This window comes from Pseudomonas sp. 05N431 (genome assembly GCF_056397005.1).
Genome location: NZ_JBFTMN010000004.1, coordinates 539,146 through 564,895, shown reverse-complemented (window position 1 = coordinate 564,895; position 25,750 = coordinate 539,146). Strand labels below are relative to the sequence as shown.

Annotated in this window: 25 protein-coding genes; 7 read left to right on the top strand and 18 right to left on the bottom strand. The window is 56.4% G+C overall.

All coding sequences use genetic code 11. The features are described 5' to 3' along the window. Window positions 1-42 precede the first annotated feature (42 nt). The 17 genes from atpD to rpmH all read right to left on the bottom strand — a co-directional run bounded on the left by atpD (window position 43) and on the right by rpmH (window position 15,605). Complete coding sequence (atpD, locus tag AC1DIG_RS10240) at window positions 43-1,422, bottom strand: F0F1 ATP synthase subunit beta (RefSeq protein WP_477767204.1); 1,380 nt, start codon at window positions 1,420-1,422, stop codon at window positions 43-45. A 27-nt stretch (window positions 1,423-1,449) separates the two neighbouring features. Then, window positions 1,450-2,310, bottom strand: coding sequence for a F0F1 ATP synthase subunit gamma (gene atpG / locus AC1DIG_RS10235; RefSeq protein WP_017129297.1), 861 nt, complete (start codon window positions 2,308-2,310; stop codon window positions 1,450-1,452). Window positions 2,311-2,360: 50 nt separating this feature from the next. Continuing rightward, window positions 2,361-3,905, bottom strand: coding sequence for a F0F1 ATP synthase subunit alpha (atpA, locus tag AC1DIG_RS10230; protein WP_477767203.1), 1,545 nt, complete (start codon window positions 3,903-3,905; stop codon window positions 2,361-2,363). A gap of 21 nt (window positions 3,906-3,926) precedes the next feature. After that, window positions 3,927-4,463 (bottom strand): F0F1 ATP synthase subunit delta, encoded by a 537-nt coding sequence (locus tag AC1DIG_RS10225; RefSeq protein WP_477767202.1) that lies wholly within the window; start codon window positions 4,461-4,463, stop codon window positions 3,927-3,929. A gap of 12 nt (window positions 4,464-4,475) precedes the next feature. Next, complete coding sequence (locus tag AC1DIG_RS10220) at window positions 4,476-4,946, bottom strand: F0F1 ATP synthase subunit B (RefSeq protein WP_477767201.1); 471 nt, start codon at window positions 4,944-4,946, stop codon at window positions 4,476-4,478. Window positions 4,947-5,004: 58 nt separating this feature from the next. Next, a complete protein-coding gene (gene atpE, locus AC1DIG_RS10215; protein WP_019694395.1) occupies window positions 5,005-5,262 on the bottom strand; it encodes a F0F1 ATP synthase subunit C in 258 nt (85 codons plus the stop codon). Between the two features lie 133 nt (window positions 5,263-5,395). Then, window positions 5,396-6,265 carry a F0F1 ATP synthase subunit A gene (gene atpB / locus AC1DIG_RS10210; protein WP_477767200.1) on the bottom strand — a complete coding sequence of 290 codons (870 nt, stop codon included), beginning with the start codon at window positions 6,263-6,265 and terminating at the stop codon, window positions 5,396-5,398. Between the two features lie 16 nt (window positions 6,266-6,281). Then, the gene (locus AC1DIG_RS10205; RefSeq protein ID WP_477767199.1) at window positions 6,282-6,689 is read right to left on the bottom strand and encodes a F0F1 ATP synthase subunit I; all 408 of its coding nucleotides are present in this window, start codon (window positions 6,687-6,689) and stop codon (window positions 6,282-6,284) included. Between the two features lie 148 nt (window positions 6,690-6,837). Continuing rightward, a complete protein-coding gene (locus AC1DIG_RS10200) occupies window positions 6,838-7,710 on the bottom strand; it encodes a ParB/RepB/Spo0J family partition protein (RefSeq protein ID WP_477767198.1) in 873 nt (290 codons plus the stop codon). Window positions 7,711-7,719: 9 nt separating this feature from the next. Then, complete coding sequence (locus tag AC1DIG_RS10195) at window positions 7,720-8,517, bottom strand: ParA family protein (protein ID WP_019694399.1); 798 nt, start codon at window positions 8,515-8,517, stop codon at window positions 7,720-7,722. Window positions 8,518-8,535: 18 nt separating this feature from the next. Beyond that, window positions 8,536-9,171 carry a 16S rRNA (guanine(527)-N(7))-methyltransferase RsmG gene (gene rsmG / locus AC1DIG_RS10190; protein WP_477767300.1) on the bottom strand — a complete coding sequence of 212 codons (636 nt, stop codon included), beginning with the start codon at window positions 9,169-9,171 and terminating at the stop codon, window positions 8,536-8,538. 5 nt (window positions 9,172-9,176) lie between these two features. Beyond that, the gene (gene mnmG, locus AC1DIG_RS10185) at window positions 9,177-11,075 is read right to left on the bottom strand and encodes a tRNA uridine-5-carboxymethylaminomethyl(34) synthesis enzyme MnmG (RefSeq protein ID WP_427534566.1); all 1,899 of its coding nucleotides are present in this window, start codon (window positions 11,073-11,075) and stop codon (window positions 9,177-9,179) included. Window positions 11,076-11,679: 604 nt separating this feature from the next. Then, entirely contained in the window at window positions 11,680-13,050 is a 1,371-nt protein-coding gene (gene mnmE, locus AC1DIG_RS10180; RefSeq protein ID WP_477767197.1) for a tRNA uridine-5-carboxymethylaminomethyl(34) synthesis GTPase MnmE, read from the bottom strand. A gap of 79 nt (window positions 13,051-13,129) precedes the next feature. Then, window positions 13,130-14,812, bottom strand: a complete 1,683-nt coding sequence (gene yidC, locus AC1DIG_RS10175) for a membrane protein insertase YidC (RefSeq protein ID WP_054594863.1) — start codon at window positions 14,810-14,812, stop codon at window positions 13,130-13,132. Between the two features lie 2 nt (window positions 14,813-14,814). After that, window positions 14,815-15,060, bottom strand: a complete 246-nt coding sequence (gene yidD / locus AC1DIG_RS10170) for a membrane protein insertion efficiency factor YidD (protein ID WP_052966011.1) — start codon at window positions 15,058-15,060, stop codon at window positions 14,815-14,817. After that, window positions 15,053-15,454, bottom strand: coding sequence for a ribonuclease P protein component (gene rnpA / locus AC1DIG_RS10165; protein ID WP_031319651.1), 402 nt, complete (start codon window positions 15,452-15,454; stop codon window positions 15,053-15,055). The genes yidD and rnpA overlap by 8 nt, the downstream gene beginning before the upstream one ends. A 16-nt stretch (window positions 15,455-15,470) precedes the next feature. Continuing rightward, the gene (rpmH, locus tag AC1DIG_RS10160) at window positions 15,471-15,605 is read right to left on the bottom strand and encodes a 50S ribosomal protein L34 (RefSeq protein WP_003213577.1); all 135 of its coding nucleotides are present in this window, start codon (window positions 15,603-15,605) and stop codon (window positions 15,471-15,473) included. A 565-nt stretch (window positions 15,606-16,170) separates the two neighbouring features. Here rpmH and dnaA point away from each other — a divergent pair. The 5 genes from dnaA to AC1DIG_RS10135 all read left to right on the top strand — a co-directional run bounded on the left by dnaA (window position 16,171) and on the right by AC1DIG_RS10135 (window position 23,007). Next, on the top strand, window positions 16,171-17,688 hold the full coding sequence (gene dnaA, locus AC1DIG_RS10155) for a chromosomal replication initiator protein DnaA (RefSeq protein WP_477767196.1): 1,518 nt from the start codon (window positions 16,171-16,173) through the stop codon (window positions 17,686-17,688). A gap of 39 nt (window positions 17,689-17,727) precedes the next feature. Continuing rightward, a complete protein-coding gene (dnaN, locus tag AC1DIG_RS10150; RefSeq protein ID WP_044460382.1) occupies window positions 17,728-18,831 on the top strand; it encodes a DNA polymerase III subunit beta in 1,104 nt (367 codons plus the stop codon). A gap of 20 nt (window positions 18,832-18,851) precedes the next feature. Further along, window positions 18,852-19,955, top strand: coding sequence for a DNA replication/repair protein RecF (recF, locus tag AC1DIG_RS10145; protein ID WP_019694407.1), 1,104 nt, complete (start codon window positions 18,852-18,854; stop codon window positions 19,953-19,955). A gap of 4 nt (window positions 19,956-19,959) precedes the next feature. After that, a complete protein-coding gene (gene gyrB / locus AC1DIG_RS10140) occupies window positions 19,960-22,377 on the top strand; it encodes a DNA topoisomerase (ATP-hydrolyzing) subunit B (protein ID WP_477767195.1) in 2,418 nt (805 codons plus the stop codon). 300 nt (window positions 22,378-22,677) lie between these two features. Then, window positions 22,678-23,007 (top strand): hypothetical protein, encoded by a 330-nt coding sequence (locus AC1DIG_RS10135; RefSeq protein WP_477767194.1) that lies wholly within the window; start codon window positions 22,678-22,680, stop codon window positions 23,005-23,007. Between the two features lie 121 nt (window positions 23,008-23,128). Here AC1DIG_RS10135 and AC1DIG_RS10130 read toward each other — a convergent pair whose 3' ends face one another. Beyond that, on the bottom strand, window positions 23,129-23,848 hold the full coding sequence (locus tag AC1DIG_RS10130; protein ID WP_216742480.1) for a response regulator transcription factor: 720 nt from the start codon (window positions 23,846-23,848) through the stop codon (window positions 23,129-23,131). Window positions 23,849-24,028: 180 nt separating this feature from the next. Between AC1DIG_RS10130 and AC1DIG_RS10125 the strand changes: the two genes are divergently transcribed. Both AC1DIG_RS10125 and AC1DIG_RS10120 read left to right on the top strand, forming a co-directional pair. Beyond that, window positions 24,029-24,319: a hypothetical protein gene (locus AC1DIG_RS10125; RefSeq protein WP_477767193.1), complete on the top strand. Its 291-nt coding sequence runs from the start codon at window positions 24,029-24,031 to the stop codon at window positions 24,317-24,319. Window positions 24,320-24,746: 427 nt separating this feature from the next. Continuing rightward, entirely contained in the window at window positions 24,747-25,748 is a 1,002-nt protein-coding gene (locus tag AC1DIG_RS10120) for a FecR family protein (protein ID WP_477767192.1), read from the top strand. Window positions 25,749-25,750 lie beyond the last annotated feature (2 nt).

The window sequence follows — 25,750 nt, the reverse complement described above, 5'->3', positions numbered from 1 at the left end:
GCTTGCCTCAACCTGATTAGCGCCCGTTGCCGGGCGCCGGGATTACAGTTTCTTGGCTTTCTCGATCGCTTCTTCGATGCCGCCGACCATGTAGAACGCTTGTTCTGGCAGGTGGTCGTAGTCACCGTTGAGGATGCCTTTGAAGCCAGCAATGGTGTCTTTCAGGGAAACGTATTTACCCGATGCACCGGTGAAGACTTCAGCCACGAAGAACGGCTGCGACAAGAAGCGCTGGATCTTACGAGCGCGGGATACCAACTGCTTGTCGGTTTCCGACAGCTCGTCCATACCCAGGATCGCAATGATGTCCTTCAGTTCTTTGTAACGCTGCAGAACATACTGAACGCCGCGAGCGGTGTCGTAGTGGTCCTGACCGATCACGTTCGGGTCCAGCTGACGCGAAGTCGAGTCCAATGGATCTACTGCTGGGTAGATACCCAGGGAAGCGATGTCACGGGACAGAACGACGGTGGCGTCCAAGTGGGCGAAGGTGGTCGCTGGCGACGGGTCGGTCAAGTCATCCGCAGGTACGTATACCGCTTGGATCGAAGTGATCGAACCTTCCTTGGTCGAAGTGATACGTTCTTGCAGAACGCCCATCTCTTCAGCCAGGGTCGGCTGGTAACCTACTGCCGAAGGCATACGGCCCAGCAGTGCGGATACTTCAGTACCGGCCAGGGTGTAACGATAGATGTTGTCGACGAACAGCAGAACGTCGTTACCTTCGTCACGGAACTTCTCGGCCATGGTCAGGCCGGTCAGTGCTACGCGCAGACGGTTTCCCGGCGGCTCGTTCATCTGACCGTAAACCAGTGCCACTTTGTCCAGAACGTTGGAGTCCTTCATCTCGTGGTAGAAGTCGTTACCCTCACGAGTACGCTCACCCACACCGGCGAACACGGAATAACCGCTGTGCTCGATGGCGATGTTACGGATCAGTTCCATCATGTTTACGGTTTTGCCTACACCGGCACCACCGAACAGACCGACTTTACCGCCTTTGGCAAACGGGCAAACCAGGTCGATAACCTTGATGCCGGTTTCCAGCAGGTCGTTGCCGCCTGCCTGTTCAGCGAACGAAGGTGCCGGGCGGTGAATGCCCCAGCGCTCTTCGGTGTCGATCGGGCCAGCTTCGTCGATCGGGTTGCCGAGGACGTCCATGATCCGGCCCAGGGTCGCTTTACCGACCGGTACGGAGATGGCTGCGCCGGAATCGGTAACTTCCAGACCGCGCTTCAAGCCCTCGGTGGAACCCATCGCAATGGTACGAACCACGCCGTCGCCCAGCTGCTGCTGAACTTCCAGAGTGGTGCCGGCATCGCTTTGTACTTTCAAAGCGTTGTAGATGCTCGGTACGCTGTCGCGTGGAAATTCCACGTCGATAACGGCGCCGATGATTTGAACGATACGTCCGCTACTCATAGCTGGATCCTCTGAATATTTGAACCGTTAAACCGCGGCAGCGCCGCCGACGATTTCCGAGATCTCTTGGGTGATCGCAGCCTGACGCGCCTTGTTGTAGATCAGCTGCAAATCGCTGATCAAGTCACCGGCGTTGTCGGTAGCGTTCTTCATTGCGATCATCCGCGCCGCTTGTTCAGCTGCGTTGTTCTCGACCACCGCCTGGTAGACCTGCGACTCAACGTAACGGACCATCAAGCCATCAAGCAGCTCTTTGGCATCCGGTTCGTAGAGATAGTCCCAGTGATGCTTGAGTTCCTGATCCGGGGTTGCCACCAGTGGAATCAATTGCTCCACGGTAGGCTGTTGCGTCATGGTGTTGATGAACTTGTTGGATACCACGGACAGGCGATCAATACGGCCGTCCAGGTAGGCATCCAGCATCACCTTGACGCTGCCAATCAGATCATTGATCGACGGCTCTTCACCCAGGTGGCTGATAGCTGCAACGACGTTACCGCCGAAGTTACGGAAAAAGGCCGCACCCTTGCTACCAACGACACACAGATCAATCTCGACGCCGTTTTCGCGGTTTACCGCCATGTCCTTGACCAGGGCCTTGAACAGGTTGGTATTCAAGCCACCGCACAGACCACGGTCACTGCTCACCACGACATAACCCACACGCTTGATTTCGCGGTCGATCATGAACGGGTGGCGGTATTCCGGGTTGGCGTTGGCCAGATGCCCAATAACCTGGCGGATGCGCTCCGCATAAGGACGGCTAGCAGCCATGCGCATTTGTGCCTTGCGCATTTTGCTGACCGCCACTTTTTCCATGGCGCTGGTAATCTTTTGCGTGCTTTTGATGCTCGCAATCTTACTGCGAATCTCTTTTGCGCCTGCCATGTAACACCTATCAGGTTAGCAAGCGGGAGCCTTGCGGCTCCCGCTGCGGCTTACCAGGTTTGGGTGGCCTTGAACTTCTCGATACCGGCTTTCATGCCAGCGTCGATTTCGTCATTGAAGTCACCCTTCACGTTGATCTTCGCCATCAAATCGGCGTGATCGCGGTTGAAGAAAGCAATCAGCGCTTGTTCGAAGCTGCCGATCTTGGCGATTTCAACGTCAGTCAGGAACCCACGCTCAGCGGCATACAGCGACAGCGCCATGTCAGCGATCGACATCGGTGCGTATTGCTTCTGCTTCATCAGCTCGGTAACGCGCTGACCATGCTCAAGTTGCTTACGGGTCGCTTCGTCCAGGTCAGAAGCGAACTGGGCGAATGCCGCCAGTTCACGGTACTGAGCCAGAGCGGTACGGATACCACCGGAGAGCTTCTTGATGATCTTGGTCTGAGCGGCACCACCCACACGGGATACCGAAACACCGGCGTTCACTGCAGGGCGGATGCCCGAGTTGAACATGGCCGATTCCAGGAAGATCTGACCGTCGGTGATGGAAATCACGTTGGTCGGAACGAACGCGGAAACGTCGCCAGCCTGGGTTTCGATGATCGGCAGTGCAGTCAGGGAACCGGTTTTGCCGGTCACTGCGCCGTTGGTGAACTTCTCTACGTATTCTTCCGAAACGCGGGATGCGCGCTCCAGCAGACGGGAGTGGAGATAGAACACGTCGCCTGGGTAAGCTTCACGGCCTGGTGGACGGCGCAGCAGCAGGGAAATCTGGCGATAAGCCACTGCTTGCTTGGACAGATCGTCATAAACGATCAGCGCGTCTTCACCGCGGTCGCGGAAGTATTCGCCCATGGTGCAACCGGAGTACGGTGCCAGGAACTGCAGCGCAGGAGACTCCGAAGCACTGGCAGCCACGATGATCGTGTTGGCCAGGGCGCCGTTTTCTTCCAGCTTGCGAACCACGTTGGCGATGGTCGATTGCTTCTGACCGATTGCTACATAGACGCAGAAAATGCCGCTGTCTTTCTGGTTGATGATCGCGTCGATCGCCAGAGCGGTTTTACCGATCTGACGGTCACCGATGATCAGCTCACGCTGGCCACGGCCGACAGGAATCATGGCATCGACAGCCTTGTAGCCAGTCTGTACAGGCTGGTCTACCGACTTACGCCAGATCACGCCCGGAGCAACTTTCTCGACCGCGTCGGTCTCGGTGTTGTTCAGCGGACCTTTGCCGTCAACTGGGTTACCCAGTGCGTCGACTACGCGACCCAGCAGTTCCTTACCAACCGGAACTTCGAGGATGCGGCCAGTGCACTTGGCGCTCATGCCTTCAGCCAGAGTCTGGTAAGAGCCCAATACAACGGCACCTACAGAGTCTTGCTCCAGGTTGAGGGCCATACCGTAGACGCCGCCCGGAAACTCGATCATCTCGCCGTACATAACGTCGGCCAGACCGTGAATCCGCACGATGCCGTCAGATACGCTGACGACAGTGCCTTCGTTACGGGCTTGGGAGGTCACATCGAGCTTGTCGATGCGGCCCTTGATAATTTCACTTATTTCGGAAGGATTGAGTTGCTGCATTGCTCTGCTGCCCCTTCAAACTCAAGATTTCAATGCTTCGGCAAGGTTCGCGAGTTTGCCGCGAACCGAGCCATCGATAACCAGGTCGCCGGCGCGAATGACAATGCCCCCGATGAGGGATTTGTCTTCCGCAACTTGCAGGCGCACTTCCCGGTCGAGTCGTGCACTGAGAACCTTGGCGAGTTTGTCTTGCTGTTCTTGGTTCAATGCAAAAGCACTGGTCACTTCAACGTCTACCGACTTCTCTTGTTCGGCCTTGTACAGGTCAAACAGAGCGGCGATCTCCGGCAACAGCAGGAGACGGTCGTTTTCGGCAACGACGTTAATGAAGTTCTGTGCCTTGGCATCAAACTTGTCGCCGCACACGTCGATAAACGTGGCGGCCTTGTCTGCGCTCGTCAGTCGCGGGGCCTTGAGCACGCGCTGCATGGTGTCGTCTTGCGACACTGCTGCAGCCAGGCCGAGCATGGCTGACCAAGAGGCCAGTTGCTGGTGGGCCTGGGCGTGCTCGAAGGCTGCCTTAGCGTAAGGTCGGGCCAACGTGGTCAGTTCTGCCATGATCGCCCTCGCTTAAATTTCAGCAGCCAGTTTGTTTACCAGCTCCGCGTGCGCGTTTTGATCGATTGTGGCACCCAGGATCTTCTCGGCGCCGCCAACGGCCAGAGCACCCAGTTGGGCACGCAGCGCGTCTTTAACACTGTTCAGTTCCTGCTCGATCTCGGCCTGAGCCTGCACCTTCACACGTTCAGCGTCGACACGGGCTTTATCAACAGCCTCTTCGACGATCTGATTACCGCGTTTCTTGGCTTGCTCAATGATTTCGGCTGCCTGAGCTTTAGCTTCGCGCAGTTGTTGACCCACTTTATCTTGGGCCAATTCCAGGTCGCGAGCTGCTCGGGAGGCAGCGTCCAGTCCATCCGCGATCTTCTTCTGACGTTCGTGCAAAGCCGCGATGACCGGAGGCCACACGAACTTCATGCAAAACAGTACAAAAATGAAGAACGCAACGGACTGGCCAATCAGGGTTGCATTAATGTTCACGCCAACACCTCGCTCGTTCGTTGTCCATCAGACTTGCTCAACTCGAAAATCCGAGTGATTAGTGAGCGAGTTGACCAACGAAAGGGTTCGCGAAGGTGAAGAACAGAGCGATACCAACGCCGATCATGGTTACGGCGTCGAGCAGACCGGCAACGATGAACATTTTAACTTGCAGCATTGGAACCATTTCTGGCTGACGCGCTGCGCCTTCCAGGAACTTGCCACCCAACAGGCCGAAACCAATTGCGGTACCCAGTGCGCCCAGGCCGATCAACAGTGCAACAGCGATAGCGGTTAGACCAACTACAGTTTCCATCTTTCCTCCCGACTTTTACGTCGTATGGTTTAGGTTTTTTAGATTAAAGCGGTAAAACAAATCGTTTCATCGAGCCCGGTACGGGCCCCCTCTCACCGAGGCGAGAGGGACATCAGACTAGCCGAAGCCGGTCTTAATGGTTCTCTTCGTGCGCCATCGACAGGTAGACGATGGTCAGCATCATGAAGATAAACGCCTGCAGGGTGATGATCAGGATGTGGAACACAGCCCACGCCCACTGCAGCACAATGCCCAGGCCGCTAAGCCAGAGCAGGCCGCTGCCGAACATCACGGCGATCAGGATAAACACCAGCTCGCCAGCGTACATGTTGCCGAACAGACGCAGTGCCAGCGAGATTGGCTTGGCAATCAGCGTCACGAATTCCAGCAGGAAGTTCACCGGAATCAGCAGGGCTTGAACGAGAATGTTCTTGCTGCCGAACGGGTGCAGGGTCAGTTCGCCGATGAAGCCGCCGATGCCCTTGATTTTGATGCTGTAGAAAATGATCAGCGCGAATACCGAGAAGGCCATGGCCAGCGTAGCGTTCGGGTCGGTGGTCGACACGGCGCGGAACGGGATCTCGTGGTTGCCGGAAATGGCCGCAGCCAGTTGCGGGATCCAGTCGACCGGTACCAGGTCGATGGCGTTCATCATGAACACCCAGACGAAGATGGTCAGTGCCAGAGGTGCAACCACCGGGCTACGGCCATGGAAGCTGTCTTTCACGCTGCTGTCGACGAATTCGACCAATACTTCAACGAAGTTCTGCAAGGCACCCGGGATACCGGAAGTCGCCTTCTTTGCCGCCATGCGGAAAAGAAGAACGAAGATCAGACCCAACGCGACCGACCAGCCGAGGGTATCGACGTGGAAAGCCCAGAAGCCCATTGCCTTGGCTTCTGCTGCGGTGTGGGCAAAGCCCCAGCCGCCGGTAGGTAGCTGACCGAAGGTCAGGTTTTGCAAGTGGTGCTGGATATAGCCCGAAGCGGATTCTGCTGCCATGGTTGCCTCAAACGCCCTAAGGTCTCGAAAGTCTTGTTCTCATTAGCAGGGGAGCGAACCAGCTGACCAGTTGGGTCAGCACGAAGACGCCGAATACAGCTAGCGGCGCCAATGGCTTCACACCTGCGAACGTCAATGCAAAGAGCACTGCCGTCAAAATCAGTTTGCCCGCCTCGCCGGCATAAAAAGACCGGACGATGGCTTGAGCTGCTCGGGCGCCGGAAAACCGAAATGCCCTGTGAGCGAAATAAACATTGGGAAGCAAGGCTATCAGGCCTCCGCAGAGTCCTGAGTATCCGGCTACGACTCCATGCCATTGCCAGAGCGCCAAAGCGGCAAGCAGCAAAACGACAAATTGCGCCAATAACACCGGAAAAACCGCCAAGCGATGGAACGGCAAGCGGTCTGGCGTGCGGTTTTCCATCACTTTTACTCCTCAAAGGCCGGCTGCCAGAATTCAATAACTTGGCATAATTTGTGCCGACAAAATGCGCGCAGAGTATAGGGGCGGTTCAGCCCCTATTCAACTGTCAGGTAGTGATTTCGAACTTCGCGCTACATGAGGAAATGTTTCAGCGGATATGCGCGAGGACACCCTGAAGCTCGTCGAGGGAGTTGTAACCAATCACCAACTGCCCTTTGCCCTTCTTCCCGTGGCGGATCTGCACCGCAGAGCCTAGGCGCTCTGCCAGGCGCTGTTCGAGACGAGCGATATCCGGGTCAGGTTTGACGGGTTCGGCAGGCGCCGGTTTACCACTCAACCACTGGCGAACCAGCGCCTCGGTCTGGCGCACGGTGAGGCCGCGTGCGACAACATGTCGCGCCCCTTCAACCTGTTGATTTTCCGGCAAACCGAGCAATGCACGGGCATGACCCATTTCCAGGTCGCCGTGGGACAGCATGGTCTTGATGACTTCCGGCAATGCAATCAGGCGCAACAAGTTGGCCACCGTCACGCGGGATTTACCCACAGCCTCGGCGACTTGCTGCTGAGTCAGCTGGAATTCCTGCTGCAAACGCTGCAGGGCGACCGCTTCCTCGATCGGATTGAGGTCTTCACGCTGGATGTTCTCGATCAGCGCCATGGCGATCGCGGTTTCATCCGGCACATCGCGGACCATCGCCGGGATGGTTTCCTGGCCAGCCTGCTGACTTGCGCGCCAGCGGCGTTCGCCGGCGATGATTTCAAAGCGTCCGGCACCGATCGGGCGAACCACGATCGGCTGCATCACGCCCTGAGCCTTGATCGACTGCGCCAGTTCTTCCAGCGCCTGGGGATCCATGTCGCGACGCGGTTGGTACTTGCCGCGCTGGATCAGGTCCAGCGGCAGGTGTTGCAGCTCACGCTGATCGGCCTGCACCGCTTGCTCTTCAAGCGAACTGACAGTCGGACCACTCAGCAGTGCATCCAGTCCACGTCCGAGACCTCGTTTCTTGACGGCCATGGGGATTCCTTAAGTTGCCTGAGCAGCGGCAATGCGTGAATTTTTGCGTTGACGACGAACCATCTCGCCCGCCAGGGCCAGATAGGCCAGTGCGCCACGGGATTGTTTGTCATAGGCCAACGCCGGCATGCCATAACTTGGCGCTTCGGCCAGACGGATGTTGCGTGGTATCACGGTGTCGTACAGTTGCTCGCCGAAGTGTTCCTTGAGCTGCGCCGATACGTCGTTCATCAGGCTCAGGCGCGGGTCATACATGGTCCGCAGCAGGCCTTCGATTTTCAGGTTCGGATTCAGCAATTCAGCGATACGCTTGATGTTATCCACAAGGTCGCTCAACCCTTCGAGCGCGAAATACTCGCACTGCATGGGGATAATTACCCCGTCGGAGGCGACCAGAGCATTGAGCGTGAGCATCGACAGCGACGGTGGGCAGTCGATCAAAATGTAATCGTAGTTCTCACGGATCGGCGCCAAAGCACTGCGCAGACGGCTTTCCTTCATCTGCATTTCCAGCAGAACGACTTCAGCCGCCGTCAAATCGCGGTTGGCCGGCAACAACTGGTAACCACCGTGTTCGGAGAAGTGCATGGCCTGGGCCAGGTCGCATTCGCCGATCAACAGGTCGTAGACCGAGTTTTCCAGACCGTGTTTATCCACACCGCTACCCATGGTGGCGTTGCCCTGTGGATCAAGATCGATCAACAACACCCGACGCTTGGTCGCGACCAGGGATGCTGCGAGGTTGATACAGGTGGTGGTCTTGCCCACACCACCCTTTTGGTTCGCTATCGCGAATACCTTAGCCATTCTTGCTTGTGTTCCCAATCATGCCGTGCGGCGCAGTATCAGCAGATGGCGTTGGCCTTGGCAACCGGGTACGGCCAGGGCGTGTTCGCTATCGAGGTGGAAGTCTGCCGGCAATGCTACCAGCTCATCGGCGGGATGAACGCCCTTCATTGCCAGCCAACGCGTATCGTTATCGCCCAAGTGGCGAGTCCAGTTGCTGAAATTCTCCATGCTGCTGAATGCCCGGGAAATGATCCCGTTGAACGGCAGTTCAGGCGTGAAGGCTTCGACGCGACTGTGGATAACTTGCAGGTTATCCAGTTTGAGTTCGAGTTTGACCTGAGTCAGGAAGCGGGTTTTCTTGCCATTGCTGTCCAGGCACGTCACTTGCGACTCGGGAAACAGGATCGCCAGTGGAATGCCCGGCATGCCGCCGCCGCTGCCTACATCCAGCCAGCGGCCGTTTTCGATGAAGGACATCACGCTCAGGCTGTCGAGCAGGTGCCGCGAAACCATTTCGTCCGGATCACGCACGGCCGTGAGGTTGTAGGCCTTGTTCCATTTGATCAACAGGGCCAGATAACCCAGCAACTGCGCGTGCTGGGTTTCTGTCAGGTTGACACCGAGCTGGCGAGCACCTGTGGATAACTCTTCGGCGTGTTGCGAGGTGACCATCGAACTCAAGCGCTTTGCTCCAACTGACGGCCCGCGCCGCGTTTTTTCAAATGAATCATCAACAGCGAAATCGCTGCCGGGGTCACGCCCGGAATCCGCGAAGCCTGGCCCAGGGTTTCTGGACGGGTCGCGCCGAGCTTGCTCTGGATCTCTTTGGAGAGACCGGAGATGTTCGTGTAATCGATATCCACAGGCAATTTGGTGTCTTCGCTGGCCCGCAGGCGAGCGATTTCATCTTGCTGGCGATCGATGTAACCGGCGTACTTGGTCTTGATTTCGACCTGTTCGGCGACCTGTGGATCTTCTGCACCGGCGCCTGTCACCGAGATCAGACCAGCGTAGTCGATTTCCGGACGAGTCAGCAGGTTCAGCAAGTTGTATTCGTGAGTCAGCGGTGTGCCGAATTTTTCGGCGATCGCATCGCCCTGTTCAGTACCGGGACGAACCCAGGTACTTTTCAGGCGTTGTTCTTCCAGTTCAATGCTTTCGCGTTTTTTGCAGAAAGCCGCCCAGCGCACGTCATCCACCAGCCCCAACTCGCGACCTTTTTCGGTCAAGCGCAGGTCGGCGTTGTCTTCGCGCAGGATCAAACGGTATTCGGCGCGGGATGTGAACATCCGGTACGGCTCCTGAGTACCCAGGGTAATCAGGTCGTCGACCAATACACCGATGTACGCCTCGTCGCGACGCGGGCACCAGCTGTCTTTGCCCTGGGCACGCAATGCCGCGTTGGCCCCGGCCAGCAAACCTTGGGCGCCGGCTTCTTCGTAACCGGTGGTGCCGTTGATTTGCCCGGCGAAGAACAGGCCGCCGATAACTTTGGTTTCCAGGCTGTACTTCAGGTCACGCGGATCGAAGTAGTCGTACTCGATGGCGTAGCCCGGGCGAACGATATGGGCATTTTCCATGCCGCGAATCGACTGCACGATCTGCAATTGCACGTCGAACGGCAAGGATGTGGATATCCCGTTCGGGTACAGCTCGTGGGTGGTCAGACCTTCCGGCTCGATGAAGACCTGATGGCTTTCCTTGTCGGCAAAGCGGTGGATCTTGTCTTCGATTGACGGGCAGTAACGCGGGCCAATGCCTTCGATCTCACCGGCAGCGGAATACATAGGCGAACGGTCGAGGTTCGCGGCAATGATTTCGTGGGTACGCGCATTCGTATGGGTAATCCAGCAACTGACCTGCTGTGGATGCTGTTCCTTGTTGCCCATGAACGACATCACCGGGATCGGCGTATCGCCCGGTTGCTCGGTCATCACCGAGAAATCCACAGAGCGGCCGTCGATACGCGGCGGAGTACCGGTTTTCAAACGACCCACACGCAATGGCAGTTCACGCAGACGGTGAGCCAGTGCGATCGATGGTGGATCACCGGCGCGACCGCCGGAAAAATTCTGCAAACCGATGTGGATAAGTCCACCGAGGAACGTGCCAGTGGTCAACACCACGGAATCGGCGAAGAAACGCAGGCCCATCTGGGTAACCACACCACGGACTTGTTCCTGCTCGACGATCAGATCGTCAGCAGCCTGTTGAAATATCCACAGGTTCGGCTGGTTTTCCAGGATTTCGCGGACAGCGGCCTTGTACAGAACGCGGTCGGCCTGGGCGCGAGTAGCGCGCACGGCTGGGCCTTTGCGACTGTTCAAGACGCGGAACTGAATACCACCTTTATCGGTAGCCATGGCCATCGCGCCGCCGAGGGCATCGATTTCCTTGACCAGGTGGCTTTTGCCGATCCCGCCAATGGCCGGGTTGCAACTCATGGCACCGAGGGTTTCCACGTTATGCGTCAGCAACAGGGTTTTAGCCCCCATACGTGCTGAGGCCAGTGCTGCCTCGGTACCGGCATGACCGCCGCCGATGACGATCACTTCAAAACGGGAAGGGAAATCCACCACGCACCTCGTGCCTGCTTAAGTAGGTAATTCAGGAATAGTTTGAGCTCAGGTTTTTGGACCTGGTCGACAAGTATAGGGACTTCGCCCTTTCTAAAGAACCCTTTGCACAAAATTTAACCAGCTGTGGAGAAGTCAGGGTAATAGAAATTAAAAAGAGAGAAATTTATTAAATCTTTGTTTTTATGTTTATTTCTACTGGCCTACCTTTCTGTGGATAGATTCACATAGCCCTTTGTTTTCAATGTGTACAGAGATTCAAAACCCTGTGGTCATGTGCCAAGGAGGCCCTTGGATAACCGGTGTAAGCCTGTGGATGAATGTGGTGGTTATCCACAGAGGTGGTTTTCCTCAGTTTTGAGGCCCTGTTATCAACCGTGCTCAGTGGCAGTTATTCACAGGGCTTAATCCACAGAAAAGCGCTGAAAGGAGCAAATTCCACCCACGGGGAAACCACCGAGGCGGTCGATGCCGCTCGGCAATGCGAAAAATTTAGGAGTTACACGGACTTGTGGGAGCTGGCTTGCCTGCGATTTAAGCAAAACGGTGTGTCAGACACACCGCCTCGCGAGCAAGCTCGGCTCCTACGGAGGGAGAGGTGAGGCTATTTACCGATGCAGAAGCTGGAAAAGATCCTTCCCAGCAGGTCGTCGGAGCTGAATTCGCCGGTAATTTCACCCAACGACTGCTGTGCCTGACGCAAATCTTCAGCCAGCAGCTCTCCAGCACCGGCCAAGGTCAGCTGCGCACGTCCATGCTCGAGTGAGGCACTGGCATGGCGCAGAGCCTCCAGATGACGCCGGCGGGCGCTGAAGCTGCTTTCCGAGGTCTGCTCATAGCCCATGCAGGCCTTGAGATGGTCGCGCAGCAGCTCCAGCCCTTCGCCTGCCGACCTGGCGCTCAGGCTGATGGTCACATGGCCATCTTCACTGACTTCCAGCGCTATCGCTTCACCGGTCAGGTCTGCCTTATTGCGGATCAAGGTCACTTTGGCCGGATCCGGGCGCTGCTCGAGGAATTCAGGCCACAAGGCAAAAGGATCAAGTGCCTCTGGCGCGGTGGTATCGACCACCAGCAACACCCGATCTGCCTCGCTGATAGCCTTCAATGCCCGTTCCACGCCGATTTTCTCGACCTGGTCTTCGGTATCGCGCAAACCAGCGGTGTCGACCACATGCAGCGGCATACCGTCGATGTGGATATGTTCGCGCAGAATGTCCCGGGTCGTGCCGGCAATCTCGGTAACAATCGCCGCTTCTCGGCCGGCCAATGCGTTGAGCAGACTGGATTTGCCGGCGTTAGGACGACCGGCAATCACCACGGTCATGCCGTCACGCAGCAATGCGCCCTGCCCGGCTTCACGCAACACGGTGGATAACTCATCACGCACCGCGTCAAGCATCTTCAGCACATGGCCATCGGCAAGGAAGTCGATTTCTTCTTCTGGGAAGTCGATCGCCGCCTCAACGTAGATCCGCAATGCAATTAATTGCTCGGTGAGGTTATGCACACGCTGCGAAAATGCGCCTTGCAACGAACGCAATGCATTTCGGGCAGCCTGTGCAGAACTCGCTTCGATCAAATCAGCGATGGCCTCGGCCTGGGCCAGGTCGAGTTTGTCGTTGAGAAAGGCGCGTTCGCTAAATTCACCCGGCCGGGCCAGACGGCAACCCAATTGCAGGCAGCGCTGCAGCAACATATCCAGAACGATCGGCCCGCCGTGGCCCTGGAGTTCCAGCACATCTTCGCCGGTGAACGAATTCGGTCCAGGAAAATACAAGGCGATGCCTTCGTCCAGCACTTCCTCGTTTTCACTGAGAAACGGGCCGTAATGGGCGAACCGCGGTTTCAGTTCGCGACCGCTGATGGCTTTCGCCGCAACACTCGCCAGCGGTCCGGAAATACGGACGATACCGACACCACCACGGCCTTGAGCAGTGGCGACGGCGGCAATGGTTTCACGAGGAGCGCTCATGATTCGATATCCAGATAAAAATGACGGATAGCAAAACGCCCCACTAGGGGGCGTTTTGAGTGGTTATCCACAGAGTAAGTTATGCAGCCGCTTTTTTGGTAGCCGCTTCAATCTTACGTGTGATGTACCACTGTTGGGTGATGGACAGGCAGTTGTTCACAACCCAGTACAGCACCAGACCCGCAGGGAACCACAGGAAGAAGAAGGTGAAGATGATTGGCATCAGCTTCATCACCTTGGCCTGCATCGGATCCGGAGGAGTCGGGTTCAGCTGCTGCTGGATGAACATGGTTGCGCCCATGATGATCGGCAGAATGAAGAACGGATCCTTGATCGACAGGTCAGTAATCCACAGCATGAACGGTGCCTGGCGCATTTCCACGCTTTCGAGGAGTACCCAGTACAGCGAAAGGAAAACCGGCATCTGCACGAGGATTGGCAAGCAACCACCCAGTGGATTGATCTTCTCTTTCTTGTACAGCTCCATCATGGCTTGCGACATTTTCTGCCGGTCGTCGCCATGTTGTTCTTTCAGCGCAGCCAGTTTCGGCGCCACTGCACGCATGCGCGCCATGGATTTGTAGCTGGCGGCCGACAGCGGGAAGAAGATCCCCTTGATCAGCATGGTCAGGAAGATGATCGACCAGCCCCAGTTACCAACGATCGCGTGGATATGTTGCAACAGCCAGAAGATCGGCTGGGCGATGAACCACAGAATGCCGTAGTCGACCGTCAGTTCCAGACCAGGGGATAACTCTTTCAGTATCGCCTGGCTTTTCGGACCTGCGTACAACGTAGCGCTGGTTTCAGCCTTGGCACCTGGCGCAACGGACAATACCGGGCCAGTGAAACCGATGATGTAGTTGCCTTGGCTGTCTTTGCGAGTCTGCACCACGTTGCTGTCGTTCTTGGCTGGAATCCAGGCAGTCACGAAATAGTGTTGCAGCCAGGCGACCCAGCCACCGTTAACGGTTTCTTTCAACGACGCCTTGTCGATATCTTTCATCGACACTTTTTTGTACGGCTCTGCACTTGTCCACAGGGCTGCGCCCAGGTAAGTCGCAGTACCGGTAGCGGTTGTGGAAGAAGGATCGGCACTTGCATCGCGCTTGAGCTGGGCAAACAGGTTGCCCGTCCAGGCTTTATCGCTGGTGTTGTCGATCAGATAAGTGACTTTCAGATCGTACAGACCGCGAGTAAAGCTGAAGCGCTTGATGTAATTGACGCCAGCGTCGCTGAATTTCAGGTCAACGTTGAGCTGGTTCTGGCCATCAGCCAGTTGATAAGTCTTCTGTTCGGTCGAGTAAACCGGACGACCGGTAGCGCGAGCATCCGGACCGTTGGTACCGGTCAGGCCGCTTTGGGCCAGGTAAGTACGTTCGCCACCGTTATCAAACAGCTGGAACGGAATTTCCGGATGGTCCTGACGACGTGGATACAGCGGCAGCATCAGCTGGGCGATATCACCACCTTGAGGATCGATAGCCAGTTCGAGCACATCCGTTTTAACGTGGATGAGGTCTTTATTGGTGACTACCGGCGTTGCGGCAGGAGCACTGATATCGGTATTCGCGCTGGGTACATCGGCACTGGCGGCAGCATTGTTACCAAGTGGCGTGTCCGGAATAGCCGGGGCAGCCTGATTGGAAGCAACATTCTGAGTCGGCAGGGCAGCCTGACCATAGTCCTGGTTCCATTTCAGAACCATAACGTAGGACACGATTGCCAGGGCGACGATCAGGATCGTGCGTTTAATATCCATGATTACTCGGCCATCGAAGAAGAACGGGAGGTAGGGATAGATGGAACCGGGTCATAACCACCGGGATTCCACGGATGACAGCGACCTAAACGACGAAAGGTCAGCCAGCCACCGCGCAGAAGGCCATGATTTTCTATGGCTTCATACGCGTAGCAGGAACAACTGGGGTAGAAACGACAGTGGCTGGCCATCAAAGGACTAATGGCATAGCGATAAAACTGGATCGGAACGAGCGCCAGTTTACGCATCAGTGCTGTCTACCCCTACAGTTTCGGTTTTGACTGCTGGTACCGGCGTGCTGCGTGCCAGACGTTTCCAGAGTTTGCCGAAATGCTGAATCAATTCGGGGTTTTCTACATCGCCCAAACCTTTGCGCGCGACGATAACGATATCCCAACCAACCAGAGAATCCTGGTGGAGGCGAAACGATTCGCGCATCAGACGTTTGAGGCGATTGCGCTCAACGGAGAGCTTCACACTCTTTTTACCGATAACCAGCCCTAGACGGGGGTGATCGAGATCGTTGGTGCGTGCAAGGAGCAGGAGATTTTTCCCCGGAACCTTGCCGGTAGGGGAGTCAAAGACTGCCTTGAAATGCCGGGGGGTAAGCAAACGCTTTTCCCGACTGAAGTCCTGACTCACCTCCAGTACCGGATTATCAAACTGCCAGACGCGCACGACCTTTGGCGCGACGACGCGACAGGACGGCACGGCCGTTCTTGGTAGCCATGCGAGCACGGAAACCGTGGGTACGAGCGCGTTTGATAGTGCTTGGTTGGAAAGTACGTTTCATGTCGTGTTACCTGGTTCGTCCACAACGGGCCGGAATGGCCCCCGTTTTAAGAGACCGGGGATTCTAGAGAAAGCAAGCCTCTAGGTCAATTTCCAACCAACGTTTCCTTTAAATGGATATCTGCAGGGTTCGTCCTTGAAAGGTGGACAGCTAGATATAAAAATAAAGAAGGGAATTATTTAAAGCTTTTCTGTAAAACTTATAAAAGCTAGACCTGCCATCCTCTGTGGATAACTACCTTCAGCCCTTCTATTACGTGCTGTACAGAGAATGACAACTACAGTGGAAAACGGTGTTCAGCCTGTGCTCCGCTGTCGGATAAGCTGTGTGTGGAATGGGTGGTTATCCACAGGCAGGTTATCCACCGGGTTTGCCCCCCACTTGTACAACGAGCTTAAGCGGGCTTATCCACAGAGCTTATACACAGACCATTGGTCGTCTTTTTTGCGTATAAAGCGTTGATTCTTCGACACCCGTGAGCAACCTACGTGTGGATAAGTCAGCGTCTGGTCGCTACAATGGCCGCTTGTTTTTGCCTCACCGGCTTTCAACTTAGGGGATATCCGTGTCAGTGGAACTTTGGCAGCAGTGCGTGGAGCTTTTGCGCGATGAGCTGCCTGCCCAACAATTCAACACTTGGATCCGTCCACTACAGGTCGAAGCCGAAGGCGACGAGTTGCGTGTCTACGCACCGAATCGTTTTGTTCTCGACTGGGTCAACGAAAAGTACCTGAGCCGCGTGCTCGAGCTGCTGGATGAGCATGGCAATGGCATGGCGCCAGCGCTTTCCTTATTAATAGGCAGCAAACGCAGTTCAGCACCTCGTGCTGCGCCGAATGCACCGTTGGCAGCAGCGGCGTCTCAAGCGCAGGCAGCGGCTGCACCAGCACCCGCCAGCGCACCTGCACCTGCTGCGCCAACCAAGCGTGCAACGCAGAAAAACGCCGAGGTCAGTGAAGAACCGTCCCGCGACAGCTTCGACCCAATGGCCGGCGCCAGCTCGCAACAGGCACCGGTACGTGCAGAACAACGCACCGTGCAGGTCGAAGGCGCGCTCAAGCACACCAGTTACCTGAACCGCACCTTTACCTTCGAGAACTTTGTCGAAGGTAAGTCCAACCAACTGGCCCGCGCGGCAGCCTGGCAGGTCGCGGACAATCCCAAGCACGGTTACAACCCGCTGTTCCTGTATGGCGGCGTTGGCTTGGGTAAAACCCACTTGATGCACGCTGTGGGTAACCACCTATTAAAGAAGAACCCGAATGCCAAGGTCGTGTACCTGCATTCCGAGCGCTTCGTGGCCGACATGGTCAAGGCCTTGCAGCTGAACGCGATCAACGAGTTCAAGCGCTTCTACCGTTCGGTCGATGCGCTGCTGATCGATGACATTCAGTTCTTCGCCCGCAAGGAACGTTCCCAGGAAGAATTCTTCCACACGTTCAACGCCCTGCTTGAAGGTGGCCAACAGGTCATCCTCACCAGTGACCGCTATCCGAAAGAAATCGAAGGCCTTGAAGAGCGCTTGAAGTCGCGCTTCGGCTGGGGCCTGACGGTCGCCGTCGAGCCGCCGGAACTGGAAACCCGCGTCGCGATTCTGATGAAGAAGGCCGACCAGGCTAAAGTTGACCTGCCGCACGATGCTGCGTTCTTCATCGCCCAGCGTATTCGTTCCAACGTCCGTGAACTCGAAGGCGCGCTCAAACGCGTGATCGCTCACTCGCACTTCATGGGCCGCGATATCACCATCGAGTTGATTCGCGAATCCCTGAAGGACCTTCTGGCGCTTCAGGACAAACTGGTCTCTGTGGATAACATTCAGCGTACTGTCGCCGAGTACTACAAGATCAAGATTTCGGATTTGCTGTCCAAGCGCCGTTCGCGTTCGGTTGCACGTCCACGGCAAGTGGCCATGGCACTGTCCAAGGAACTGACCAACCACAGCTTGCCGGAAATCGGTGACGTGTTTGGCGGCCGCGACCACACTACGGTTTTGCACGCATGCCGCAAGATCAACGAACTTAAGGAATCCGACGCGGACATCCGCGAGGACTACAAGAACCTGCTGCGTACACTGACCACTTGATGAACACCAGCGCAGCTTATTAAGGCAAGGGACTAGACCATGCATTTCACCATTCAACGCGAAGCCCTGTTGAAACCCCTGCAACTGGTCGCAGGCGTCGTCGAGCGCCGACAGACCTTGCCGGTGCTTTCCAACGTGCTGCTGGTTGTCGAAGGCCAGCAGTTGTCGCTGACCGGTACCGACCTGGAAGTCGAACTGGTCGGTCGTGTGCAACTCGAAGAGCCGGCCGAGCCGGGCGAAATCACTGTCCCGGCGCGTAAGCTGATGGACATCTGCAAGAGCCTGCCGAACGACGCGCTGATCGACATCAAGGTCGATGAGCAGAAACTCGTCGTGAAAGCCGGCCGTAGCCGCTTCACCCTGTCGACGTTGCCAGCCAACGATTTCCCGACGGTGGAAGAAGGCCCGGGCTCGCTGACCTGCAGCCTTGAGCAGAGCAAACTGCGTCGCTTGATCGAGCGCACCAGCTTCGCCATGGCTCAGCAGGACGTTCGCTACTACCTCAACGGCATGTTGCTGGAAGTCTCGGCAGGTATCATCCGCGCCGTGGCCACTGACGGTCACCGTCTGGCCATGTGCTCGATGCAGGCTGACATCGGCCAGCCGGATCGCCACCAGGTAATCGTTCCACGTAAAGGTATTCTGGAACTGGCGCGTTTGCTGACCGAGCCGGACGGCAATGTCAGCATCGTTCTGGGCCAGCACCATATTCGCGCCACCACCGGCGAGTTCACCTTTACCTCGAAACTGGTCGACGGCAAGTTCCCTGACTACGAGCGCGTTCTGCCAAAAGGCGGCGACAAGCTGGTATTGGGCGACCGCCAGGCACTGCGTGAAGCGTTCAGCCGTACCGCGATTCTGTCCAACGAGAAGTACCGCGGCATTCGTCTGCAACTGGCTAACGGTCAGTTGAAGATCCAGGCGAACAACCCGGAACAGGAAGAAGCGGAAGAAGAAGTTGGCGTTGAGTACAACGGTGGCTCGCTGGAAATCGGCTTCAACGTGAGCTATCTGCTCGACGTTCTGGGCGTGATGACCACTGAGCAAGTGCGTTTGATCCTGTCTGACTCCAACAGCAGTGCGCTGGTGCAAGAGTCTGACAACGACGACTCGGCTTACGTTGTCATGCCGATGCGCCTGTAAACATGTTCAGCAGACGCTAGATGTCCCTCAGTCGTGTCTCGGTCACTGCGGTGCGCAATCTGCACCCGGTGACCTTCTCCCCCTCCCCCCGCATCAACATCCTGTACGGCGCCAACGGCAGCGGCAAAACCAGTGTTCTGGAAGCCATTCATCTGCTGGGGCTCGCCCGTTCATTTCGCAGTACCCGACTTTTACCGGTTATCCAGTACGAGCAGTTAGCGTGCACGGTGTTTGGTCAGGTGGAATTGGCCGAGGGCGGGCACAGCGCATTGGGGATATCCCGGGACCGCCAAGGGGAGTTTCAGATTCGCATCGACGGGCAGAACGCCCGCAGTGCTGCGCAACTGGCAGAAATCCTGCCGCTGCAGTTGATCAACCCCGACAGCTTCCGCCTGTTGGAAGGCGCGCCGAAAATTCGCCGACAGTTTCTGGATTGGGGTGTGTTCCACGTGGAACCGCGTTTCATGTCCACTTGGCAGCGCTTGCAGAAGGCCCTGCGCCAGAGAAACTCTTGGCTGCGGCATGGTACACTTGACGCCGTTTCGCAAGCGGTTTGGGACAGAGAATTGTGCCAGGCCAGCGCTGAAATTGATGAATACCGCCGCGCTTATATCAAAGCCTTGAAACCAGTCTTTGAACAGACCTTGAGCGAACTCGTCGAACTCGAGGGCTTAACGCTTAGCTATTACCGGGGTTGGGACAAAGAGCGAGAGCTGAGTGCAGTGCTCGCCGCGTCCGTTCACCGGGATCAGCAAATGGGGCATACCCAGGCCGGACCACAACGCGCTGATTTGCGTCTTCGATTGGGCGCACACAATGCCGCGGACATCTTGTCTCGTGGTCAGCAGAAGTTGGTGGTCTGTGCATTGCGGATTGCCCAAGGGCATTTGGTCAGCCAGGCCCGGCGTGGCCAATGTATTTATCTGGTGGATGACTTGCCGTCCGAGCTGGATGAGCAGCACCGCCGCGCGCTTTGCCGTTTGCTGGAAGACTTACGCTGCCAGGTTTTTATCACCTGTGTAGATCACGAATTATTGAGGGAAGGCTGGCAGACGGAAACGCCAGTCGCCCTGTTCCACGTGGAACAGGGCCGTATCACCCAGACCCACGACCATCGGGAGTGAAGGCATGAGCGAAGAAAATACGTACGACTCAACGAGCATTAAAGTGCTGAAAGGCCTGGATGCCGTACGCAAACGTCCCGGTATGTACATTGGTGACACCGACGATGGCAGCGGTCTGCACCACATGGTGTTCGAGGTGGTCGATAACTCGATCGACGAAGCTTTGGCTGGTCATTGCGACGACATCAGTATCATCATCCACCCGGACGAATCCATCACCGTGCGCGACAACGGTCGCGGCATTCCGGTAGACGTGCATAAAGAAGAAGGCGTCTCGGCAGCCGAGGTCATCATGACCGTGCTGCACGCCGGCGGTAAATTCGATGACAACTCCTACAAAGTATCCGGCGGTCTGCACGGTGTAGGTGTGTCGGTTGTAAACGCCCTGTCCGAAGAACTGATTCTGACCGTTCGCCGTAGCGGCAAGATCTGGGAACAGACTTACGTCCACGGTGTTCCGCAAGAACCGATGAAAATCGTTGGTGAGAGCGAGTCCACTGGTACGCAGATTCACTTCAAGCCTTCGGCTGAAACCTTCAAGAACATCCACTTCAGCTGGGACATCCTGGCCAAGCGGATTCGTGAGCTGTCCTTCCTCAACTCCGGTGTCGGCATCGTCCTCAAGGACGAGCGCAGCGGCAAGGACGAGCTGTTCAAGTACGAAGGCGGCCTGCGTGCGTTCGTTGAATACCTGAACACCAACAAGACTCCGGTCAACCAGGTGTTCCACTTCAACATCCAGCGTGAAGACGGCATTGGCGTGGAAATCGCCCTGCAGTGGAACGACAGCTTCAACGAGAACCTGTTGTGCTTCACCAACAACATTCCTCAGCGCGATGGCGGTACTCACCTGGTGGGTTTCCGTTCGGCACTGACACGTAACCTGAACACCTACATCGAAGCGGAAGGCCTGGCGAAGAAACACAAAGTCGCCACCACCGGTGACGATGCCCGTGAAGGCCTGACCGCGATCATTTCGGTCAAGGTACCGGATCCGAAGTTCAGCTCCCAGACCAAAGACAAGTTGGTTTCTTCCGAAGTGAAGACCGCGGTCGAACAGGAAATGGGCAAGTACTTCTCCGACTTCCTGCTGGAAAACCCGAACGAAGCCAAGCTGGTTGTCGGCAAGATGATCGACGCGGCCCGTGCTCGTGAAGCGGCGCGTAAAGCCCGTGAGATGACCCGTCGTAAAGGCGCGCTGGATATCGCCGGCCTGCCGGGCAAACTGGCTGACTGCCAGGAAAAAGACCCTGCCCTGTCCGAACTGTACCTCGTGGAAGGTGACTCTGCTGGCGGCTCCGCCAAGCAGGGACGTAACCGCAAGACCCAGGCGATTCTGCCCCTCAAGGGCAAGATCCTGAACGTCGAGAAGGCTCGTTTCGACAAGATGATCTCTTCGCAAGAAGTAGGCACCTTGATCACCGCACTGGGCTGCGGCATTGGCCGCGACGAGTACAACATCGACAAGCTGCGTTATCACAACATCATCATCATGACCGATGCTGACGTCGACGGTTCGCACATCCGCACCCTGCTGCTGACCTTCTTCTTCCGTCAGTTGCCGGAGCTGATTGAGCGTGGCTACATCTACATCGCTCAGCCGCCGTTGTACAAAGTGAAGAAAGGCAAGCAAGAGCAATACATCAAAGACGACGACGCCATGGAAGAGTACATGACGCAGTCGGCCCTCGAAGATGCGAGCCTGCACTTGAACGAGGAAGCACCGGGTATCTCCGGCGAAGCCCTCGAGCGTCTGGTGAATGACTTCCGTCTGGTCATGAAGACTCTCAAGCGTCTGTCGCGCCTGTACCCGCAGGAACTGACCGAGCACTTCATCTACCTGCCAGCGGTGAGCATGGACCAACTGTCCGATCACGCAGCGATGCAGAACTGGTTGGCCCAGTACGAAGTTCGCCTGCGCACCGTCGAGAAATCCGGCCTGGTCTACAAAGCCAGCCTGCGTGAAGACCGTGAACGTAACGTCTGGCTGCCTGAGGTCGAACTGATCTCCCACGGCCTGTCGAACTACGTCACCTTCAACCGCGACTTCTTCGGCAGCAACGACTACAAGACCGTCGTCTCCCTGGGCGCTCAGCTGAGCACCCTTCTGGACGAAGGCGCTTATATTCAGCGCGGCGAGCGCAAGAAAGCCGTCACCGAGTTCAAGGAAGCCCTTGAATGGTTGATGGCCGAAAGCACCAAGCGTCACACCATCCAGCGATACAAAGGTCTGGGTGAGATGAACCCGGATCAGTTGTGGGAAACCACGATGGATCCAGGCTCGCGCCGGATGCTCAAAGTGACCATCGAAGACGCCATTGGCGCGGACCAGATCTTCAACACCCTGATGGGTGATGCGGTCGAACCACGTCGTGACTTCATCGAAAGCAACGCCTTGGCAGTCTCTAACCTGGACTTCTGATCCGTTGTAGGTTCACAAAACAGTTGCTCATTTACACCCATAAATGAGTCCGGCTCTCTCCTAAGAGGTGAGCCAGAAGAAAGGCCAGCGCACCGCGCTGGCCTTTTTTTTGGGAACGGATTTTTCGGACATGCTTCCTTGAAGATCCCGTACTGGGCAGCTTCCTATAGGCTTCAGGGAGAGTGAACTGTCGAAGTTGAATCGTGTCTATGAAACCAGGGACGACTCAGTAACTACATGGCCGGCGGTACTGATCAAATCAACCGGGCCAGCCCTTAAAGCGTTCAGTAGGAATCAAACATGTCTAAGAAGCTTGCTGCTGTTTTGTTGTCCGCCGTTGTGGGTATGGTTGCCGGTAATGCAATGGCTGCTGATGGCCAGTGGAAAAAAGATCACCCGCGTCGAGCCGAGGTAAATGCTCGTCTGGCCAACCAGAACAAGCGAATCCATAACGAAGTCAAAGAAGGCGAAATGACCAAGGGACAGGCGGCCAATCTGCATAAGGAAGACCGCCAGATTCGTCAGGAAGAACGGGGCATGGCTCGCCAGAATGGTGGGCACATCACCAAGCAGGAGCAAAATCGCCTTAACCGACAAGAGAATGCGGTAAGCCACCAGATTGGTAGCTAGGTTCAATTTGCTTCTGCTGAACGGGACTCTGTTTTGAGACCCAACGGCCTGCAAAAATGTAAAAGGCCAACGCTTAAGCGTTGGCCTTTTTTATTGTTCGCGAGAAGATGTTTAAAGCTCTTTACTCGCTCGCAGCCGCGACACTTTCCAGCCGATACCCATACCCATAGATCGTCAGCAACTGCCAACCCCGATCGGCCGTCAGCCCCAGCTTGTTGCGCAGGCGGTAGATGTGCGTGTCCAGTGGCCGTGAAGACACCATCTCTTCATGGGTCCAGAAACGCTCGTAGAGATATTCCCGCGACAGCGGCCGGCCCAGGTTGGCAAACAGGCAGCGGGCCAGACGGTATTCCCGTTCGGTCAGGCTGATGGGTTTTCCAGCGCGGGTCACCGTCAGTTCGGCGTCATCGAAGTTCAGATCGTTGAAACTCAGCACTTCGCTGGCAGCATTGCGCTGCAAGCCGTGTCGGCGCAGTACGGCACTGACACGAGCCTGGAGCTCATTGGGACGGAACGGTTTGCTGACGTAATCATCGGCGCCGGCGTTCAAGGCCTGGACGATGTCACTCTCGGCATCGCGGCTGGTGAGCATGATGGCGGCGGGAGGTGCCTCCATATGTTCGCGGGTCCAGCGCAGCAGCGATAGACCGCTGAGATCAGGCAACTGCCAGTCGAGTATCAACAGGTCGAAAGTCTCGCGTCGAAGCTGGCGTAGCAGATCTTCGCCGCGCTCGAAGCTGTGCAAGGTCCACGCTTGCTCTCCGGCTCCGGGAATCTGTCGCAGTGTCTGTTCCACCCGGCGTAGCTCGGCGGGTTCGTCATCCAGTATTGCGACACGCATGCGGGGCGTTCCTTCATCTCGTAGAGTGCAATGGGTAAAAATCCTATGTGCGGAGTTTAGGCTGATTGTCTGAATCTGAACAATTGTGGTGAATTGCTCCAGATTCCCTGCGTCTGGGTAGGCTGATATCAATTGGCCGTCAACCGACGGATATCGGCTCGAAGACTCGAGGACGCAGCGATGAGGAACAGTCGGAATGTTCGTGCACTGATCGTGACGGTGACCAAGGATAAGGCGCTGACACGCTGCCTGTCGTTGGCATTTTTGGCCTCTATGGGGGTTGCTTCGCAAGCTGTGAATTCAAGCAGCGAAACACCGAATGAATATGTGACACAGCGCTACTTCAGTCCCGCGGTGGTGAATGTGGCGTTCAGTGATTCACGGGGCTTCGCACCTGTGAGCACTCCCGCGGACGGCGAGCAACCGGCGCCACTTCGGCTTCCTGAAGAGCAGCAGCGCTGGGTGTTCTAATGTGGGCTCGGGCAATTCTGAACAAATGTGGAGAATTGCCTCATCGAACGTCGAGGTCGGTAAATTCTCAAGCGTTGAGTGGCACAGGAGCATTCGGAAGTGCTCCGACACAGGGAGTGTCATCGCCAACCTGGCGGGACCGCCGATCGCCGGTTCGCTTGCGGTCTGCAGTTCAGGGGAAAAAAAGGAGTGCCGTCTCACATTGTAAAACCGGATCGATACTGACTCGGTTCCGACACACGGATGTGTCACCTCCTCCCCTCTTCGATTCGTTTGCCTATATGGATATCCGCGACTGCTTTTGTAATGGATGTGGGCGATATGCATTGATGTGGCTATCTGCCGCAGAGCCTCGTCAGGTAAGGTGCGTAAGGCTGATGAATCAGATGAACGGCCAGATTCTTATAAAAGCGTGAAAGCGAATCCAATGAGCCAAATGACTTCTTTGCATTGTCGCCACCTGGGCACTTGTCTGTTGCTGGTCATTGGCCTGGTGAGTCCGTTGACCCAAAACGCATCCGCAGCGTTCTTCGTTTCAAAGCGCTTGCCGTATATCGATGACAACCAGCAATGCCGTGGACAACCCCTGCCCGCCACTGTCGAACACCTGACGGGCGAAGCCTGGAAGCTCGACCGCAAGGGCAATCAGGTGGCGCTCGAAGAAGGGATGACGGTTGACGAGCAGGAAGGCGTGAAGACCTCCCCTTCGGCATTTGTCAGCCTGTCGCTGGGTGATGGATCACGCATCGTGCTGCCATCCAGTTCGCAGGTCACATTGCGTTTGAACGAAGAACTCGTTGTCCCTCAGGTAATTCTTGAGCAAGGTCAGGTCGAGTCGTATGTGATCAAGCGCGCCAGCGACTATGATCGTTTTCAGATCGTGACGCCGGTCGGCGTGCTCGGGGTCCGCGGTACGCACTTTCGGGTGCGAAACAACGACAATGGGCAATCGCTGATCGAAGTGCTGAATGGCCAGGTGGCTGTCGATCGTGGTGAAAACGTCGACGCGCCTCCGAAAAAACGCACGGGTAAACCACTCGCGAAAAAAACCGAAAAACCCGCGGATGAAGTGCAGGTCATGGCTCGCCAGGGGTTACGCATTCAGAAGGAAGGCAAGCTGACGCCGATCGAGCTGTTGCCCGCGCCGCAGTTGTTGGGGCAGACCGGTCAAACCGGCCCTGCACCGGTCTGGCAGTTGATCATGAAACCCTTGCACGGAGCCACGCGCTACCGGGCGCAAGTGGCGACCGACACAGACTTCCTGAACATCAAGCAGGAACAGTTTTCCAGCACGCCAGAGATCAACTTCAGTGGGTTGAAGGCGTTTTTCTACCATGTTCGACTCTCTGCGTATGACGAGCAGGGACTTGAGGGAGAAACCGGGGTATATGACATCTTCTATTACCCCAGGACCACGCGTGTCCAATAACG

What these genes read in the sequence shown, in the direction of transcription:
- atpA (WP_477767203.1), bottom strand. Translation starts at nt 3,905, where the DNA reads ATGCAGCAACTCAATCCTTCCGAAATAAGTGAAATTATCAAGGGCCGC.
- AC1DIG_RS10205 (WP_477767199.1), bottom strand. Translation starts at nt 6,689, where the DNA reads ATGGAAAACCGCACGCCAGACCGCTTGCCGTTCCATCGCTTGGCGGTT.
- AC1DIG_RS10195 (WP_019694399.1), bottom strand. Translation starts at nt 8,517, where the DNA reads ATGGCTAAGGTATTCGCGATAGCGAACCAAAAGGGTGGTGTGGGCAAG.
- AC1DIG_RS10135 (WP_477767194.1), top strand. Translation starts at nt 22,678, where the DNA reads ATGTCTAAGAAGCTTGCTGCTGTTTTGTTGTCCGCCGTTGTGGGTATG.
- atpG (WP_017129297.1), bottom strand. Translation starts at nt 2,310, where the DNA reads ATGGCAGGCGCAAAAGAGATTCGCAGTAAGATTGCGAGCATCAAAAGC.
- AC1DIG_RS10125 (WP_477767193.1), top strand. Translation starts at nt 24,029, where the DNA reads ATGAGGAACAGTCGGAATGTTCGTGCACTGATCGTGACGGTGACCAAG.
- AC1DIG_RS10200 (WP_477767198.1), bottom strand. Translation starts at nt 7,710, where the DNA reads ATGGCCGTCAAGAAACGAGGTCTCGGACGTGGACTGGATGCACTGCTG.
- dnaN (WP_044460382.1), top strand. Translation starts at nt 17,728, where the DNA reads ATGCATTTCACCATTCAACGCGAAGCCCTGTTGAAACCCCTGCAACTG.
- AC1DIG_RS10225 (WP_477767202.1), bottom strand. Translation starts at nt 4,463, where the DNA reads ATGGCAGAACTGACCACGTTGGCCCGACCTTACGCTAAGGCAGCCTTC.
- mnmE (WP_477767197.1), bottom strand. Translation starts at nt 13,050, where the DNA reads ATGAGCGCTCCTCGTGAAACCATTGCCGCCGTCGCCACTGCTCAAGGC.
- yidD (WP_052966011.1), bottom strand. Translation starts at nt 15,060, where the DNA reads ATGCGTAAACTGGCGCTCGTTCCGATCCAGTTTTATCGCTATGCCATT.
- yidC (WP_054594863.1), bottom strand. Translation starts at nt 14,812, where the DNA reads ATGGATATTAAACGCACGATCCTGATCGTCGCCCTGGCAATCGTGTCC.
- rpmH (WP_003213577.1), bottom strand. Translation starts at nt 15,605, where the DNA reads ATGAAACGTACTTTCCAACCAAGCACTATCAAACGCGCTCGTACCCAC.
- rsmG (WP_477767300.1), bottom strand. Translation starts at nt 9,171, where the DNA reads ATGGTCACCTCGCAACACGCCGAAGAGTTATCCACAGGTGCTCGCCAG.
- AC1DIG_RS10120 (WP_477767192.1), top strand. Translation starts at nt 24,747, where the DNA reads ATGAGCCAAATGACTTCTTTGCATTGTCGCCACCTGGGCACTTGTCTG.
- atpE (WP_019694395.1), bottom strand. Translation starts at nt 5,262, where the DNA reads ATGGAAACTGTAGTTGGTCTAACCGCTATCGCTGTTGCACTGTTGATC.
- atpB (WP_477767200.1), bottom strand. Translation starts at nt 6,265, where the DNA reads ATGGCAGCAGAATCCGCTTCGGGCTATATCCAGCACCACTTGCAAAAC.
- gyrB (WP_477767195.1), top strand. Translation starts at nt 19,960, where the DNA reads ATGAGCGAAGAAAATACGTACGACTCAACGAGCATTAAAGTGCTGAAA.
- atpD (WP_477767204.1), bottom strand. Translation starts at nt 1,422, where the DNA reads ATGAGTAGCGGACGTATCGTTCAAATCATCGGCGCCGTTATCGACGTG.
- AC1DIG_RS10130 (WP_216742480.1), bottom strand. Translation starts at nt 23,848, where the DNA reads ATGCGTGTCGCAATACTGGATGACGAACCCGCCGAGCTACGCCGGGTG.
- recF (WP_019694407.1), top strand. Translation starts at nt 18,852, where the DNA reads ATGTCCCTCAGTCGTGTCTCGGTCACTGCGGTGCGCAATCTGCACCCG.